We start from the raw sequence: 16,498 nt of genomic DNA, 5'->3' as shown, positions 1-16,498 counted from the left end.
TTCCCATTGGGTCGTCTTGTCCATGTCATCTCTCCTCCACATGCAGGTGTTATTCCGATACGGAAAGAACAATGTTCAGCTTTTCTTCCAACATCGGAACGTCTACTTCATACAAATGCTCGCTGATAAGTAAGACTGGAAGCGCCTTGCCGTTCATCTGAGCGGAAACACGGCTGTGTTCCGACACGAACCGGAAAGCACCGCCTTCTTTGAGTTGAAGCGCTAGTGTATAATCTACCGATTGCACATAGCTAACCGCATCCATTGCGATATATTTGTTCGTCAAACCAATCGGTGTCACAGCACCCTCTGAAGGAATAATCAGGTAAATCGCACATTGACCAGGCTGGAGTTCGAAAGCATGCTGCTCGACCTGACGCATGATTTTCATCTCACCCGAGAAGTGTTCATAGAGAACAAACTCGTCGCCTTTCAATCCTGGAACGTCGGATGGACCTACCGTGCCTTTGACTGAATCCGTATATTTACCAATATGGAACGCGGCAACGACACCGGATGATTTGGCGATATTCCATAGCTTTAGCGGTACGGTTTCCTTCGTAGGATCAAGGAACAAGCAATCAGCCGTAGGGTTCGGCGTTTGCTCACAGCGAATGATTTTTCCGTCGTTATAAATTAATGGCCATATTTTTGAAGCATCGGTGTTACCGGGGGCATCACTGAAATAGATCGGACCACCACTGACTGAGCGGAGTACAGCATTTTGAATATCATCATGATTCTTAGTCCAATACATATCCCAGTCACCATAATAAAAAGCACCGTGATAGTAGGAATTATAAGCATTTTGCAAGGCATGTTCAGCGAAGCCAAATTGATCTTGGGGAACGAAATCATCACTGTTGCGAGACACAGAGGACTTAGGACGGTGCCACATATTTTCCGCTGCCATCCCCATGCAGTTAATAATTGTATTGTTAAAATGTAGTGCCGCAGATGCTTCCAGCGCTTCATGCGCAGCTGCTGCAGCCTCACCGATCGACCACTCATGCTTCGTAAAGTTCAAGACGGCGCTTTGGCTGTCTACCTTCACAAAATCAATACCTTGACGCTCCAAGAAGGAATGCCAAGCATGCCAGAAACCAAAGCCACGGCCCGCATCCGGATAAGGAATTAGGCTCCCTTTGGCATTGCTGTATAGATAATCGCTGAATTGTTTCGCGAGTGGGCTATCCGGATGAATGCCGCCCCAATAGCCGGCAATCGTATGCCAGACTCCGACCCAACGAATGCCATACGTTTCTTTGAGCTGACGAACGGTTTCCGCGAGTCCTTGAGGAAATTTCTCTACATCTGCCTCAAAGGAGGACAACTTTTTGTCTAACGTCTGTGACCATCCATCGTCAATCATTACCCATTGTACCGGCAAGCTAGCAGCCTGCATCTCTTCGGCTTTTACCAACAGACCTTCTTCATTGACCTGATGGTAGAACGCATCCCAGCTGCACCAGCCAAGAGAGTCCAGAATTTCGGGATAGGGTTTTCGTGAACGAGGCAGCGTCGGGTAATCAAGGGTATGCAGCGCAGCTTCCACATGTCGCTCTACAAGCTGGTAAGGATCAGCACCCGCACCTAATACAAACGATAATGACTCACACTTCGTTCTCCCGCCTTGATGCGATGAAACACGAATTTGCAAGCCTTCCTCTGTACCGCACACATCCGTTCGAAACACAGGACCGCATACAGGTAACAAATGATAGAATGCCGATTCCTTACGCCAAAGCAGCGATTGTGTCCGTTCAGGTAGCGTCGACCAGTTTGGGTCAAAATGAGGTCGTGTCCACCAGTCTTTATGCTGATAATTGGCCATTAAACCATCTATATTCGTCATTCCTTGCGTATGAATGATGATGCCATTCTGAGCGGCAAAACAGAGCTGTTTGCCAAAATCGTTGGCGTTTTTCATTTCTCCCTGCACCGATGTCAGTACAAAGGATTCATAACAGCGGAACTGTAAATGAACAACAGCAGTGTCCGCTTCATTCGAATAGGTTACTTTCGTTTCTGAGTAATCACCGAGATGATCCGTTCCCGCAGTCTTTTCGCTTGCTCCGCGCAGAAGTGGCCATGCCGGACCCGAATCTGGCGTCACGGTAATACCAATACGGCCCAGAACATCCTGCAAGCCGCTTGAACTTAGATGTTGAAGTTCGAATTCATTTAGTTGAAACATAGGGGGCCTCCTTATAACCGTTGTTGTTCAAATTCGTGAAGTGCTACGGATAAGCTGGCGGCATCTCCGACATTATCCTTTAAACCCGAAGGAACAATTCCGCAAACACCTAGTGAAATCGACAGCGCCTCGCGTTTTAGCTCCTCCATAACAAAAGGGGCAAGCATGGACTCCTGCCGTTCATAAATACTGCCGATGACGATGGTATCCGGATTGAGGATATCAATTAGGATCGCAAGACCTCTGCCTAGCTGCCCACTTACCTTTCGGATGACCAACATCGCCAGCTCATCGCCAGCGTGCGCGGCTTCAAATACATCTTTCGCGGTGAGCTCTTGGAGCTGATCCTTTGCATTTGGAAGAATCGACGAGTTTCCTGCTGTGAACCAGTCTTCCGCCATCTTTTGAGCCAGCCGGGCAATACCGCCACCGCTGCAAAAGCCTTCGAAAGAACCTGGTTTCCCATAGCCTTGAGGACCCTCCTCAGCTAAACGGATATGCCCAACCTCGCCGGCCATATCGTTCGCACCCGCATATAAGCGGCCATTTAGGATAAGACCCGCACCCATTCCGGTACCAAAGGTCAAGAAGATCATATTCTGGGAACCTCGTCCGGCTCCCCATTTCCATTCAGCTAACGCACAGGCGTTAGCGTCATTTTGCAATCCGACAGCTACATGGAAACGTTCTCGAAAAGGGGTTAGCACATCAATATGGTCCCAGCCAGGTAAATTGGGCGGCGATAACACGAGGCCATCCTTACTGCTTAATGGACCGCCACAGCTAATGCCGATGGCTTGCAGATTACCTTCAGGGTTGCGTTTCTGCAGCTGCTCTAGCGCGTCACCAAGCTGCATAAGTGCTTCTTCCGGCGTTGCCGGAGTGGGAAAGCTTATTTTATCTAAGATGTTAACGGTCTCTCCAGCCGTTATGCCAAGTACCGCTGCACACTTCGTACCTCCGATATCAATGCCACCCAGCAGAAGATTCATACGAAAAATGCCTCCTCCAGCATCATGCATAGCACATGGTAGATGGGAAGATGGCGTTCCTGAATGTCTGGTGTTGAACGATAAGGCACGCGGATCGTTACATCGCAAAGTTCTTTTAAGCGACCACCGCCTTCACCCGTCAAACCAATGGTATAGACACCAAGTGCTTTGGCAACTTGCACCGCGTGTACAATATTAGCCGAGTTACCCGATGTACTGAATACAACGAGTGTATCCTCTGGCTTACCGTAGCCGTATACCTGCTGCGCGAATACCATGTCAGCCGCCACATCATTATTGAAAGCTGTTGCAAACGCTGTATGGCTGACAAGCGAAATGGCCGGCAGCGCACCTTGCAAATGATCAGCCAAATACGTTCCCTGATCTTCGCCATGAAGCATCATTTTGTCACTTTGCTCCTTGGGCAGCTTGCGCGGTGACATAAATCCTTTCATCAACTCGCCCACAACGTGTTCACAATCAGCTGCACTTCCTCCGTTACCGGCAAGCAGCATTTTGCCTCCCTTTTCAAACGACATCCTCATAGCTTCAAATGCCTCTTGGATCGATGAACGACACGGTTCCAAGTCTGGATATTTCACGAAAAGTTGCTTCAACGTTTGACTCATACGTCAATCTCCTCCTAATACAGGTTATGTTTGTTTCAAGTGTTCAATAGCTTCTATGAAAAAGGGTTCGCTGCCAAAGCTGCCTGATTTCAACACCAAAAAGCGCTGCGGCGTTTGGATCGTTAAACAGGATGGCAATCCTGGCTCAATTTCTTGCCAGATGCTAAGTCCGCCAATGCCCAGCTTATCGCATACGGCAGCGGACGTTTCCCCTCCAGCGATGAGCAGACGTTCCTGCCCTGTCTCATCGACGACCGATTGTATGACGTCGGATAGCGCCTTCGAAACGATAACGGACACTTCCGTATTGCCGTAACCGAGTTCAACACCCTTTACTTTCGTCGCCGCCACCTTGTGCGGACTATTCGAGGCGTGAATGAGTACGTCCTGACCGTCCTTCAGAAATCTCGACGCTTGTTCGACCAATTGCTTGCAATGTGCCTGCTTTTCAACAGGGTTAAATAAGAGCAGTGATTCAAGCTCTAACGCTGTCAGGCCATGCTTTTTTGCATAGGTAATTTGTGCAGCCGTTTGCGGCATTAAGCTGCCTGCGGCGCATAATACAGCTGGGCGTCCAAGCGCTGGCAGTTTATTCGTAACACCCATTTGTACGGCATTCGGCTTTTCTAACAACGCCAGCTCCTCGGCCAAAGCTGAGCTTCCGCAAATAATCGGCTCATCCTGAAGCGCTTGCGCAATAATTTTCAGTGACTGCTGATCACGGACATCGAGGATGACATAGGTGAAGCCTGATTGCTTCATCACTGCAATTTGCTCCTCTAAGATAGAAGCACCCTGTTCTACAATATGAATGGGAATAAGTCCTACTCTGCGGTCTGTTTGTGATTGTAAAATATCGACTAAATTAGAACTGAGCATCGGATGCACAGGATCGTTTCGAAATTCGGATTCTTCCAGTTTTTTACCATGCACATAATGAATGCCATTCAAGGTAGTACGTCCATTTTTCGGAAAACCAAGCACTACTATGCCAAAAGATGCCTCAAGTGCATCAAGCATGGCATCAAATTCTGTCCCGATATTGCCTCGGAAAACAGAGCACGTTTTATTGATAAAACGTGCGCACCCAGCTTCCTGCAGCCGCTTCGTCATCTGGTACACCTTCGTGTAAGCATCATCCGGCGTATCTAATCGGGAGTGCGTGTCGAGAACAAGCACTTCCGGATCGGCGCCACTGCTCTGTTCTCTCCCAGTCCACGCCTCCATCGGGTAAACATGCGTGGTGATGCTTGCCTTAGCGTACATGATGCCGATGTCATTAGCCCCTGTAATATCGTCTGCGATAATACCAATCAATCGGAGAACCTCCTTCTTGGCCTATAGCCCGACTCGTTCAAGAAGCTTTGAACCACGTCTTCTGGCAGCTTGCGCAGGGAAATCCCCGAACTCTTCGCCATCACATACATCTTGCAAGCCATTTCAAGTGTGTGCATGGCCATGCGTGCTTCCTTCACATTCTTGTCATAAACAAGCACACCGTGATTTTCGAGGAAAAGCACATTTGCTTTGCAAGCCTTCTCACGCACTGCATCACCAAGCTCACGTGAACCTGGATGAAAATAAGGAACGCGTTCTATGCGTTCCAAATAATACATCGTTTCAACAAACCATTCGGATGGCAAATGTTCTGCCGAACAGGCTAGCATCGTGCTGTAAAAGGGTGAAGCATGAAGCACGGCACCTACATCAGGACGAGATTCATAAATGGCTTGGTGCATGGGCACTTCTTTGGATGGCTTCTTCCCTGCTGCTGAGGACGATGAGCCTCCCTCAGATAAAGAGCACTCAACGAAGTCGTCTTCGCTGAGTTCCCCTAGGTCTGTACCGCTTGCTGTAATCAAATAGTGGTCAGCTTTGGTCCGCGCACTGATATTGCCTGCGTTTCCCCAAGCCAAGCCGTTATTCAGCATGTAACGCCCGGCTTCCTGCAGCTGCTGCCAAACCGATGCCTTCATCTACTCCACATCCCATTCCAGCATATTGGTTTCTTTGATCGGCAATTCCGGATTCTTCGGCACGCGGAAGGTTTTGATCTCGCATGGTTTAAAATCTGCCTTAATGACACGCTTCCATCTAGGCAGCTCGATCTCGGCTGACGTAGCGGATTTATTCGTTTCATAGACACGAACAATGAGGTCCTCGTTATCTTCGGCTTTCTTGATCGCACTAACAACGATATTGTCGCGGTTTACTTTTACATAGGAATCGGTTTGCGCAAGCTCCCCTTCATGGAACGATTCAATAACCGCAATTGGCTTGCAGTTAAGTTCTGCTGCACGCTTCACCGTACCTGCATGCTCCCACGTACCTTCATGAGGCAGCAAGGAGTAAGAGAAACGCTGAATACCCTGATCGATAAAGGAATACTCACCGTTCGGATCTGGTTCATAAGGCACATGGTGTGCGTAAATAGGACTTCTCAGTACAGTCAACGCCATGTCTTGGTTATGAATGCTATAGCTGTATTTCGCATCATTCATTAGGCTGAGGCCGTACATGATGTTGCCTTTTCGAGTCACACCCGAGTAATCAATCCACGTTAATCCTGGTTCTTCTTCGCCGTTATGTTCACGTTCAATCGTACCGTAAGGTATTTCATAGGTTTGCTTACTAAAGATGACATTCACTGGGAAAACCAGCTTCAACATTTTGAAGGACTCGCGCCAATCCACCATCACCTGCACATCAATTTGATCGCGATCCGCATACATGGCGAAATCTTGAACTAGCTTTGAGCTGCCATACTCACTCACAACACGGATGACCGATTTAACGGGGCCGTGCTCGACACGGAACACCTTTTTCGCTTTGAACGTACCTGCCTTCTGGTTAAAATGCAGGACATCATGGCTCCAAGTATCCGATTTATCATCCAAGACGATGGGCTTGGCTCCATCTCCTTTAAACACTTCATGATCGACCACTTTATCATGCAGGCTCTTGATGTAGCCTGTTTCTTTATCGAACTCCAAGCGGAAACGTTTATTTTCCATGACCAAATCACTAGCTTGGATCGGTTCACCAACCGATTTGTGCGAGGCTGACTCAGCCACCAATTTATATACCCGATATCCCATGGAAGGCAGATCAGCCATAAAGCTAAGACGGAAACGGCCGTTTGCAGACGCTTGCGATTGTACCGTCTGGAATGGCACCGGGTTCCCTTTGTCATCAAGCAATACAGTAGTGGGTTTGATGCCTCCTACTTCAAGCTCAACGTTTACACGGCTTTCCCACGTATGAGGGTTAAAAACAACAATCGGCTTCATGGTTACATCTTGCTCAATGTTTATGTTCCATGACAAAGATTGAACCGCATAATTAAGGGAACGATCCGCGATAGCCATGGCTTCCCCGTACAAATACATCGCGTCTTCATAAGCAGACTCCAAGCTGGTTCCTGCCAATATGTCATGGAACTGATTAAAGAGCACATTTTTCCAAGCTTGCTTGAATTCTGCGGGATAAGGTTGACCAGTGATCCATGAAGCGAGCGCCGAGTACTTCTCTGCGGCCATTAAGCGATTCTCTGCTTTACGATTCCAATGCTTAATACCAGAATGCGCAGCGTAGCAGCCGCTAGCATGGTGCTGCAAATCATCATGAACGACCGGCAGCTTTAAGTTCTTGCTCTCCATCTCTTTGAAATACGCATCCGGCGTTGCAAACTCCAGCTTAGGCAGCGATGGATCCTCGTTCATGCGGCGAATACTCTCGATATTTTCCTTCGTTGGGCCGCCCCCATGATTGCCAACGCCATAGAACAGCATCAACTCGTTAAGCGGCTCTTTGAATTCGCCCAGGCAGCGGCGAACATGGTTTTCCAAATCCTTGCCCCAAGACAAATATTCATACATGATGCGGAATGTCATGACTTGTGAGCCATCATCCGATTCCCACATGAACAGACGGCTTGGCAGCCCTTTTTCATTCGGCATCGGACGCATCATCACGTAATAATCCATCCCGCTCTTCTTCAGAATTTGCGGCAGCATACCGTTATGCCCAAAGCTGTCTACGTTATAGCCAACTTTAGCTGTTACCCCGAACTTCTCTTTGAAGTAATGTTGACCGTACAGCCCTTGACGGACGAAGGATTCCCCATTCGGAATGTTGCAGTCAGGTTGAATCCACCAACCGCCGACAATATTCCAGCGTCCTTCCTGCACGCGCTTTTTGATCTCCGCGAACATCTTAGGCTCGTTATTTTCAATCCACTCGTACATCGCAGCAGAGCTGGAAGTGAAAATAAAATCTTCGGACTCTGTCATCCGGTCTAGAGCAGAACGGAATGTAGCCTTCGCTTCTTGGAATCCTTCCTGCCATTGCCATAACCAAACCGGATCCAGATGTGCGTTACCAATCATATAGAGTTTGTTATCTTTCATTGAGAGAATCCCCCGATCTATTTGTTAAAAACATCCGCTTTACCAGCGCTGTTCAAAAAGTGCTTCATTTTTTCCATCACCGTTTGAGTAACGGCATCACGTCCGACTTGCAGCATATCTGGCGCTAATTTTTTACATTCTTGATTGGTCATCCGTTCTTCGCGTCCAAGTGCTTTAAGCAGCGAAAGCTCCAAATCTGTTGCGATATTCACTTTGCTAACACCGCCGCCTGGCAATTGGTAGGCTCTGCGCATCATTTCAGGTGGTACGCCCGAACCGCCATGCAGGACAAGATGAACAGGGGTCAATCTGCGAATTTCCATCAGGCGGTCATAATCGATTTTGGGCTGCTTCACGACATACACGCCATGTGCGGTACCGCAAGACACAGCAAGCGCATCAACACCGGTAATCGCGACAAACTCAGCCGCTTCCTGTGGATTCGTATATAATTCTTCATCTTTATCCGTTTCTACGAAGTCTGTTGTGCCAATCATTCCCAGATCGGCTTCTACGGAAACACCTTTCGTATGGGCATATGCCACAACTTCCTTGCTAATCTCCGCATTTTCGGCAAAAGGTTTCTCCGATGCATCAATCATGACCGACGTAAAGCCCGCTGCGATTGCTTCTTTAATGGTTTCTAATTCCTTCGTGTGATCCAAATGCAGTACGACAGGAACTGTGATTTGCTGCTCCTTTACCTGGCGGTAAAATTCTTCTCCAAATTCGGCTGCCGTGATCCCATAACGAATCAATTCTTTATGTGAAATTTGAACAATCAAAGGTGAGTTCGCGATTTGGCCCGCTTTCAGAACGGCTGCAATCATGGGGGTATAACGCGGCGAGAAAGAGCCAATCGCAAAATGGTTCGCTTCAGAAATCTCAAGTGCTTGTTTTAATGTGATTACCGGTGAAGTTGGTGTTGTGTTTGTCATCGTTGTAATTCTCCTTTTAATAAAGCTTCTAGTAATGAGGTAACGCTATAGTTGATCCATGACTTGTTTAACCCGCAGCATACCTAAACGCGGGCTGCTGAGAAAACGAGCTTGTTCCTCTGGAGCAAATTGCGAAATCACGCGGGCCATAGAAGCCTGCGCAAGCAAAACGACATCCGTATTGGCTGCAAGGTTGCGGAGTACAGATGCGAGTTCTTCATCATGTCCCTTCTTATCTCCAGCGAGGAGCTTCTGATAAGCAGATTTTGCGACGACTGTATCAATTTGTACCGCTTTGCCAGCTTGCTCCGCTTTGCTGATGAGCATTCGTTTCGTCGGCTGCAATGTCGTTTCGAGCGTTGCCGCAACACCAATCTTGAGTGCTGAATTCACCGCCAACTCTGCCATCGGGTCGTCGATACGAATGATGGGAATACGGAGCTTAGGTTGTACGCGGGCAACCAGTTCACCAATAGACGAACAAGCGCTCAAAATGCAAGAAGCACCTGCTTTCTCGGCAATTTGAGCGTACTGAAGGAACCGCTCTTCTATCTCATTGATTTGCCCGCCATTCGCTGCGAGCTGCGGCAAAATGGAATCATCCACCCAGTTCATCACTTCAACCCCAGGCAGAAGCTCTGAGGCTAATGCTTTTAAACTTTCCACCGTTACAGGCGTTGTATGGATAATGGCTAGTTTTTTTGTCATCGAAATCGCTCCTTTGCGTGTTTGCAACACGTTATCTGGCATTTTGGGTACGTTCCCAAAAGTTACATAGGCTGCAACGCAGCCTACTTTACTCGCTCCACTTCAATTAACGATCGAATAAATCTAAGTCATTTTCATAAGGTAGAGATACCTGAGCCGCATATAAAATGAGTCCAATGCACCAAGAATGGGAAAGCGTCAGCATCATTCCCTTCGGCTGGAAGCAATTCGTATTGTAGAAACGTTCCGTTACCATACCTTTGTAAGCATTGAAGTCGCCATCTTCGCGCGCGATAAACTGCAGGAAGCAAGAAATATGATCTCGTGTACGATCTAGATAATATCGGTCTCCTGTATAAGTCCATAGCCGAAGCATCTCTGGTACAGCAAAAAGTCCATAATTGTGTAAATGTTGATTGGATGTTGATGCCTGATCCGCCCCGCGCGAACAGTAATCGTACTGTGCGAGAAGAGAATGCTTAGGAAATTGTAAATTGTAAGTCCAACGGAAAGTCATCATCCAATCCGCAGCACTAGAAGCAAGCTCCAGCCAGAGCGGCTGTCGATTGAATTCATACAACAGAACGTAGGACACGACCGCGTTGTATGCATCCTCCGAAGTCGGTGTTAAGTGGACGTCCTCGGGAGCGCCATACATATATTCGTCACGAATGAAACGTTCATAATAGCTTCCTCCCCGAACCGCAGCGGCTGCGAAGCCTTCGTCTTCAAAGTAAGCGGCTCCCTCCAGAAGAGCGGCAATCCACAGCATACCGCCTGCGCCATCCCACTCCTGTACTTCGCCAGTCTCACAATCATAGTAGGAGCCGAAGTTCCCATCGGAGCGCTGATGTTCCACCGCGAAGCGAAGATTGGAGAGGACAGCATGCTCCCATTCAGGATGCATGACACCTGCTTCTCTCTCAAAAGCAAGCGCCCGAACAAGGAACAACGTTGCTTCAGATATGGTTCTAGCCTGCAGCCACGTCTTTTTCGGATTCCAGCCCGCCGTCCAGCCTCTTCCGAGCTCCCATGAAGCCCAGAACGTTCCGCTCGGTGCAAGCCCTGTCGCGATTTTATCTATGACTCTGATGCCTGCTTCGATATAAGATGAAGTCTCTTTTTTCCTGCCATAAGTCAACAAGGCGTAGGCATAAGGCACACCGCTTACCCAACTGACATGCATGTGCGGTCGATCGCCCATTCCTTTGACATTGTTGTTAAACTCGCGGTCGAAAGCAGCCGTTTCTCTAAGAATGTCGTTCTCTTTATCATAGTGCCATTCGTACAAGCCGTGCGCCGTTAGTTCTGCTGCTTGCTCCAAGCCCATCCATGGATTAAGCCCATTTACTTGACGATGTATGGCATACATTTGACGAACGAAAGGATTGTAGCTGTGCGCGTCAGAAGTGCCTGCGTAAACATAGAAGTGAAGTTCTACTTTCTCTCCCGGTTGGAACGTATGCATATGCAAATCCGCTGGTGCTGGCACGGCATTCCCAATGAACGTAACAGGCTCCTCCTTGTAGGGAAAGTTAAGCCAAATTTCCGTCCCTGCTGCATTGCCTCGAAAGCCTAGACCACTAAGTCCAAGCGGGGACATTTCATCCGTACAAAGAGCCCCGCACATCCCGTCATTCCATGCGAATACAGCGGGAAGAGCTGCACGATCTGCACGAAATGACCAATAATCAGATACCATTTGTTGAGCTTCGCCCCCTTTAAAGTCATAGCGAGGGTAGGGGCGCAGATTTTTTTCGAAACGGTTTTCTTTATAAAAAGCGCCGGGAATCATCCAGTCCGGTTTGCCCGTTCCTTCAAGGCTGCAGCCAAACTGCAAATTGTAAGCAGAGGCTTGCTTGCCCTCGTATTGAACTTCCATGTGTACTTCGAAATAGTCGCAAATATCGCTCATCTGCTTCCAGCTTGATCGTACTTTAAAGCTTTCCGATTCCCCCGAAGCCTTCAGCCCCTCAGATGTTGACGTTATTTCATCGACGGGTACGATTTCCTGCTCCCCGTTCATGCCACTTGCCGATAACAATTTGGAAAACCGAAGACTTGCTTGCTGCTTGGAGTCAGCCGTAGTAATCTCAAATGCCTTCACTGCATGCTCTAAGCCGTTATCCGATATCTTCCACTGCATCGCTATTCCTCCAAACCTTTCAGCTTATATAATTCGATTAAATTCGTTCGGAAAATCCGATCAGCAAAGGTCATGGCATCTGATTCGTCAAGTGCGCCATCTGCCACCTTTTCCGTCAAGACATCTGCCACCACTTTGCGGGCCAGCTTCTGGTGGGCATATGTCCCTTCGATATAGTTATAATCGCCGCCAAAGCCTTGAATTTTCGTCATCGGCACCATTTCAATAACCTGATGCAATATTTGTTTAGCTGCTGTAGGTGAAATAATATATACCCAAGTAAAATCTGCGTAGACATTCGGGAAATTTTTTACAATACTTAAATAAGGCAAGTAATAGGGGTATCCGCTGTGGAGCAGAACAAACCTTGCTTCCGTGTATTCCAGCAGCAGTGGAATCAGCAACTCCACATTCGAATTCGTTAATGAGTTGCCGTTGGAAGAAACACTTACTTCATGATGACCTGTATGAATTTGAATCGGTAGATCATAAGCAATCGAACGTTGGATGATAAAATGGATCAAATAATCCTGCAGCGCTTGCGTTTCAGCTTGGGAGAGCGATTCCTCCAAGGTACAACCCAGCAGACGATTGAAAGCTAACTCCGCTTCATGTAATGTCGGTTTACCGCAGGATAGGGAGCGCCAGTAGGCATGCCCAAACTTTGTTGCGACCATGCCCTCCTGGACATATTTATGCAATAAGGTATCCACTGCCTCCAAATATTGGCGCAGATGATAGACCGTAACGCCAGACATTCTCTCGACAGTAGTGATATCCTTCAATGTTCGTAGTTTGAAAGTAAAATCCATAAACATGATGGGACGAAAACGCACGTACGCAAGTTTCGTCGTCTGGATCAGTGTAAAGGCAAGATCAATTCCGGACTTTTGGGCCATCACATGCTCATACCAGTTAGGATTGTGCGTTGCTTGGGACACTTTTACATTCGCCTCTAGTAGGCCATTCACGTTCCACTCGTTGAGCTCATATAAATCTTCCATTGCTGTACGAAACATCCGGGCATACGTTGTATTTTTCGTTTTATGCCAAAAGTCCATAAACAAGGTAGCCTTTTGTTCTACATCTAATGAACTTTGTCTTCCTAACGCACCCATTTTCATGCCTGCGCTATAAAAGTCAGAGTCCAAGTAATGCAGCAGGGAAAACAAATCATGATCTTCTCTTTTTCGAATTTGCGGTGTTGCCAGGTGTTCATGACCGTCAATGATGCGGATTCGGTTAACATAATCATGAAGGATGCTCATTAGCTGGTCTCTCTCCTTCTAAATATGCGGCTGCTTCTTACGAAGCAGCCGCTTTTCTTTTTTACAATTACTGAAGCTCTGGGAACGCTGCTTTCACTTCTTTTTGGAAGGCTGCTACAACATCCGCATAGCTTTTATTGTCTGTAAGTCCTTGACTTGCTACTTTTCTCCAGAGACCTAGAATCGAATCACTGTATTTATCAGACTTAATCACTGGCATTGACTTCATCATTGCGTAGTAAGGCTGCAGTACTTTTTGATCGCCAGTTAACGGGGCTGTATACTTATCTACATTTGCATCATAAACACTTTGAAGTGCTGGCATGTTCCCTCTTGCAATCAGATCTGCGTTCTGCCATTCAGCGCTTGCAGAGAATTTGATAAACTCAGCAGCGATGTCTTTATTGGCCGTTTTATTATAAATAGCACGGAATGTTCCACCGTTGTAGAAACCTTCTGGTGTTTTGGCAACGCCAAACTTACCAACGGCTTTGTTATCTTTGTTACCGATCATGAATGTTGCCCAAGCAGGCATCGCTACCAATACAACACTTCCGTCATTAAGTGCATTACCCCAGCCCGCTGACATGAATGGTAATTTCGCATCTACGTTATTCGCACGAATTTCTTTTTGACTGTTATATACTTTTTCCCATTTCGGATCGACATTTAATTTGCCATTCACATAGAAAGGCTGTGTATTGTAGCTGGCAATGTCATTCAAGTCCCCTGTATTCGCAATTAAATGAACCTTGCCATCGCTTTGCTTCGCAACTTTTTTACCGAGCTCAATGATCTTATCGTAGCTGTTCACCATTTCGCTGATTTGGTTCGAATCATCCGTACCGAGGAACTTTTTCGCATTTTCCTTCAAATACCAGAAGCCGCCTGGAGAGGATTGGTCGGAAATCGCTTTGATTTTGCCGTCCGACGATTTACCAAGCTCAGAGACATATGGAATGTAGTTTTTCACTAAATCAGCAGCGCCAATCGGTGCTAGATCCATCAAAAATGGAGATTCAATGAATTTGCCAACATAACTTCTTTCTAGGTCAAGTACGTCAGGCACATCTTTGCCAGATTGCAGTGCTGACAAAAGTTTGATTTGATATTGATCGCCAGGGAACACCTTAACGTCAACTTTGACATTCGGATATTTCTTCTCAAATGCTGACGCAATGCCTTTTGTTCCATCAAAGAAAGTCCATAAGGAAAGAGTACCGGAAAGCTTAGCTGGATCAACCGGAGCGGCCGATGCTGCCGGACTATTCGTCGCTGAACTATTGTTATTTGATTTAGAGCCGCAAGCCGTTAGAACACCTGTCGCAAGTACTGTTGTCATTAAAATAGAAGCCCATTTTTGTGCTTTCAAGACATAGCTCCCCTTCGGAGTAAATTTAAATGTATAAGTGATGTTTTGCTGGCTAAGATGACGATATATATTGGCGCGCATCACTCCTCTCGATGTCTACGCATCAGCCCTTTACAGCCCCAGCTGCAACCCCGTTAATAATCCGCTTGGACATAAAAGAAAAGAACACCAGGATCGGGACGACCGATATCACAATTCCTACGTATTGAGCCCCAAAGTCGGATGAAAACTGTGATTTGACACTCGCAATCATGACGGGCAAGGTTTGCATGTCAGCATCGAACAAAATAATCATCGGAACTAAAAAGTCATTCCATTTCCCAATGAAAGCAAAGATCGCTAACGTGGCAAGTGCAGGGCTCATTAACGGTAAAATGATGCGATGGAAAAGCTGCATTTCACCATAACCGTCTATTCTTCCAGATTCGATAATTTCGGTTGGTACCGATGTGTCCGCGAACTGTTTGACTAGAAAAATACCAAACGCGTTGTAGACGGAGGTGAGCAAGAGCGGATAATAAGTGTTCAACATATGGAATACATCCATTAATTTATAAAACCCGATAATCCCCAATTGTCCAGGAATCATCATTGTCCCTAGGGTAATCATGAATAATACGCCTTTGTAACGAAAGTTGTATTTCGAGAATCCATAACCAGCTAACGCAGCAAAATAAACATTAATGAGCGTCGCCGTTATGGTGATGAATAACGTATTACCTAAACCACGCCAGATGTTAACGGTTTCAATCAGCCTATGATAGTTCACTAAGAACTGGTCGCCAGGCACGATGAGCAGCTTCCGAGCAATGTCTGAGTTGTTGTGCGTTGAAGTAATGATCATGCTGTAAAAAGGCAGTAAGCAAGTTAAAGCTATAGCAATTAACACCACATAGATGATGATTTTCAAAATAAACCAATCGAATTGAAACGCTTTCTTAATCAAGGGTCGTCACCTCCTACTCATTGAGCTTTGAAGCTTTCGCTGTAATCGCCGTCAAGATCATGACAACAACGAAAATACCATACGCGACTGTTGCTCCGTAGCTGTAATCGAAATTTTTGAATGCGGTTTGATAGAGGTACATAACCATTGTTCGGGTCGTATTATTAGGACCATCTCCGAGCATCAGTGGCGCATCAAATAATTGTAGACCCCCAATTACTGAGGTAATGAAGGTGAACAGAAAGACAGGTCGCAGCATGGGGAGCGTAATATATAGGGTGCTTTTCCATTTATTCGCGCCATCCATCTTCGCAGCTTCGTACACTTCTTCTGAAATGGATTGCAGTCCCGCGACAAACACGATCAGATTAAATCCAAAATATTGCCAGCAAATGACTCCCGCTACAATCGTGCGCGACCACCAAGGACTGCTGAACCAGTTCACTGGCTCGCTAACGATTCCTAAATCCATCAGCACTTTATTGACCGAACCCGTTTGCCAGTCGAACATTAAGCTGAACATGACGCCAAGCGTAATCGGTGTAATGATATGAGGAAAATAGTACACAGCCCGAAAAAAATGCTTGCCGCGAATGAATTTCTCATTCAAAATAATCGCAAGAACAAGGGCAATGACCAGTTGTGGAACAATCGACATGACCCAAATAATCAAGGTGTTCCCTATCGTTTGATAGAAGAACGTATCATGCAAAAGGCGTGAATAGTTGGCCAAGCCGACATAAACGGGATCCGTAAATCCATCCCATTTTGTAAAGCTTAAATAAAACGTATATAAAATCGGAATCAAACCAAAGATGCTAAATCCTATAAAAAATGGAGCTACAAATAGATATCCGTAATTCGACTTATTGATTTTTGAAATCATCGGTCTC

Annotated in this window: 13 protein-coding genes; all 13 read right to left on the bottom strand. The window is 46.7% G+C overall.

Annotated elements, in window-relative coordinates; all coding sequences use genetic code 11:
* Positions 1 to 49: 49 nt before the first annotated feature.
* The 13 genes from QFZ77_RS17180 to QFZ77_RS17120 all read right to left on the bottom strand — a co-directional run bounded on the left by QFZ77_RS17180 (position 50) and on the right by QFZ77_RS17120 (position 16,491).
* Positions 50 to 2,197 (bottom strand): Sip1-related alpha-galactosidase, encoded by a 2,148-nt coding sequence (locus tag QFZ77_RS17180; protein ID WP_307441298.1) that lies wholly within the window; start codon positions 2,195 to 2,197, stop codon positions 50 to 52.
* Positions 2,198 to 2,208: 11 nt separating this feature from the next.
* Positions 2,209 to 3,189, bottom strand: a complete 981-nt coding sequence (locus tag QFZ77_RS17175) for an ROK family protein (RefSeq protein WP_307441296.1) — start codon at positions 3,187 to 3,189, stop codon at positions 2,209 to 2,211.
* Positions 3,186 to 3,818, bottom strand: a complete 633-nt coding sequence (locus QFZ77_RS17170) for a D-sedoheptulose-7-phosphate isomerase (protein WP_307441294.1) — start codon at positions 3,816 to 3,818, stop codon at positions 3,186 to 3,188. The genes QFZ77_RS17175 and QFZ77_RS17170 overlap by 4 nt, the downstream gene beginning before the upstream one ends.
* 24 nt (positions 3,819 to 3,842) lie before the next feature.
* On the bottom strand, positions 3,843 to 5,135 hold the full coding sequence (locus tag QFZ77_RS17165) for a four-carbon acid sugar kinase family protein (RefSeq protein WP_307441292.1): 1,293 nt from the start codon (positions 5,133 to 5,135) through the stop codon (positions 3,843 to 3,845).
* Complete coding sequence (locus tag QFZ77_RS17160) at positions 5,132 to 5,794, bottom strand: class II aldolase/adducin family protein (RefSeq protein WP_307441290.1); 663 nt, start codon at positions 5,792 to 5,794, stop codon at positions 5,132 to 5,134. The genes QFZ77_RS17165 and QFZ77_RS17160 overlap by 4 nt, the downstream gene beginning before the upstream one ends.
* On the bottom strand, positions 5,795 to 8,227 hold the full coding sequence (locus QFZ77_RS17155; RefSeq protein WP_307441287.1) for an alpha-mannosidase: 2,433 nt from the start codon (positions 8,225 to 8,227) through the stop codon (positions 5,795 to 5,797).
* Between the two features lie 17 nt (positions 8,228 to 8,244).
* Entirely contained in the window at positions 8,245 to 9,165 is a 921-nt protein-coding gene (locus QFZ77_RS17150; RefSeq protein WP_307441285.1) for a class II fructose-bisphosphate aldolase, read from the bottom strand.
* Between the two features lie 45 nt (positions 9,166 to 9,210).
* Positions 9,211 to 9,873, bottom strand: coding sequence for an aspartate/glutamate racemase family protein (locus QFZ77_RS17145; protein ID WP_307441284.1), 663 nt, complete (start codon positions 9,871 to 9,873; stop codon positions 9,211 to 9,213).
* Positions 9,874 to 9,979: 106 nt separating this feature from the next.
* Complete coding sequence (locus QFZ77_RS17140; RefSeq protein ID WP_307441282.1) at positions 9,980 to 12,019, bottom strand: AGE family epimerase/isomerase; 2,040 nt, start codon at positions 12,017 to 12,019, stop codon at positions 9,980 to 9,982.
* A gap of 2 nt (positions 12,020 to 12,021) precedes the next feature.
* Entirely contained in the window at positions 12,022 to 13,287 is a 1,266-nt protein-coding gene (locus QFZ77_RS17135) for an amidohydrolase family protein (RefSeq protein WP_307441281.1), read from the bottom strand.
* A gap of 67 nt (positions 13,288 to 13,354) precedes the next feature.
* Positions 13,355 to 14,659 (bottom strand): ABC transporter substrate-binding protein, encoded by a 1,305-nt coding sequence (locus QFZ77_RS17130; RefSeq protein ID WP_307441280.1) that lies wholly within the window; start codon positions 14,657 to 14,659, stop codon positions 13,355 to 13,357.
* Between the two features lie 103 nt (positions 14,660 to 14,762).
* Positions 14,763 to 15,605, bottom strand: a complete 843-nt coding sequence (locus QFZ77_RS17125) for a carbohydrate ABC transporter permease (protein WP_307441278.1) — start codon at positions 15,603 to 15,605, stop codon at positions 14,763 to 14,765.
* 13 nt (positions 15,606 to 15,618) lie between these two features.
* Positions 15,619 to 16,491 carry a carbohydrate ABC transporter permease gene (locus QFZ77_RS17120; protein ID WP_307441276.1) on the bottom strand — a complete coding sequence of 291 codons (873 nt, stop codon included), beginning with the start codon at positions 16,489 to 16,491 and terminating at the stop codon, positions 15,619 to 15,621.
* Positions 16,492 to 16,498: the final 7 nt, after the last annotated feature.

The sequence above is a fragment of the Paenibacillus sp. V4I3 genome, assembly GCF_030817215.1.
Lineage (GTDB): Bacteria > Bacillota > Bacilli > Paenibacillales > NBRC-103111 > Paenibacillus_E.
Note: the sequence above shows the minus strand (reverse complement) of the source record. Positions and strands in the feature narration are given on the sequence as shown.

What these genes read in the sequence shown, in the direction of transcription:
- QFZ77_RS17155 (WP_307441287.1), bottom strand. Translation starts at nt 8,227, where the DNA reads ATGAAAGATAACAAACTCTATATGATTGGTAACGCACATCTGGATCCG.
- QFZ77_RS17150 (WP_307441285.1), bottom strand. Translation starts at nt 9,165, where the DNA reads ATGACAAACACAACACCAACTTCACCGGTAATCACATTAAAACAAGCA.
- QFZ77_RS17170 (WP_307441294.1), bottom strand. Translation starts at nt 3,818, where the DNA reads ATGAGTCAAACGTTGAAGCAACTTTTCGTGAAATATCCAGACTTGGAA.
- QFZ77_RS17180 (WP_307441298.1), bottom strand. Translation starts at nt 2,197, where the DNA reads ATGTTTCAACTAAATGAATTCGAACTTCAACATCTAAGTTCAAGCGGC.
- QFZ77_RS17175 (WP_307441296.1), bottom strand. Translation starts at nt 3,189, where the DNA reads ATGAATCTTCTGCTGGGTGGCATTGATATCGGAGGTACGAAGTGTGCA.
- QFZ77_RS17135 (WP_307441281.1), bottom strand. Translation starts at nt 13,287, where the DNA reads ATGAGCATCCTTCATGATTATGTTAACCGAATCCGCATCATTGACGGT.
- QFZ77_RS17120 (WP_307441276.1), bottom strand. Translation starts at nt 16,491, where the DNA reads ATGATTTCAAAAATCAATAAGTCGAATTACGGATATCTATTTGTAGCT.
- QFZ77_RS17160 (WP_307441290.1), bottom strand. Translation starts at nt 5,794, where the DNA reads ATGAAGGCATCGGTTTGGCAGCAGCTGCAGGAAGCCGGGCGTTACATG.
- QFZ77_RS17145 (WP_307441284.1), bottom strand. Translation starts at nt 9,873, where the DNA reads ATGACAAAAAAACTAGCCATTATCCATACAACGCCTGTAACGGTGGAA.
- QFZ77_RS17140 (WP_307441282.1), bottom strand. Translation starts at nt 12,019, where the DNA reads ATGCAGTGGAAGATATCGGATAACGGCTTAGAGCATGCAGTGAAGGCA.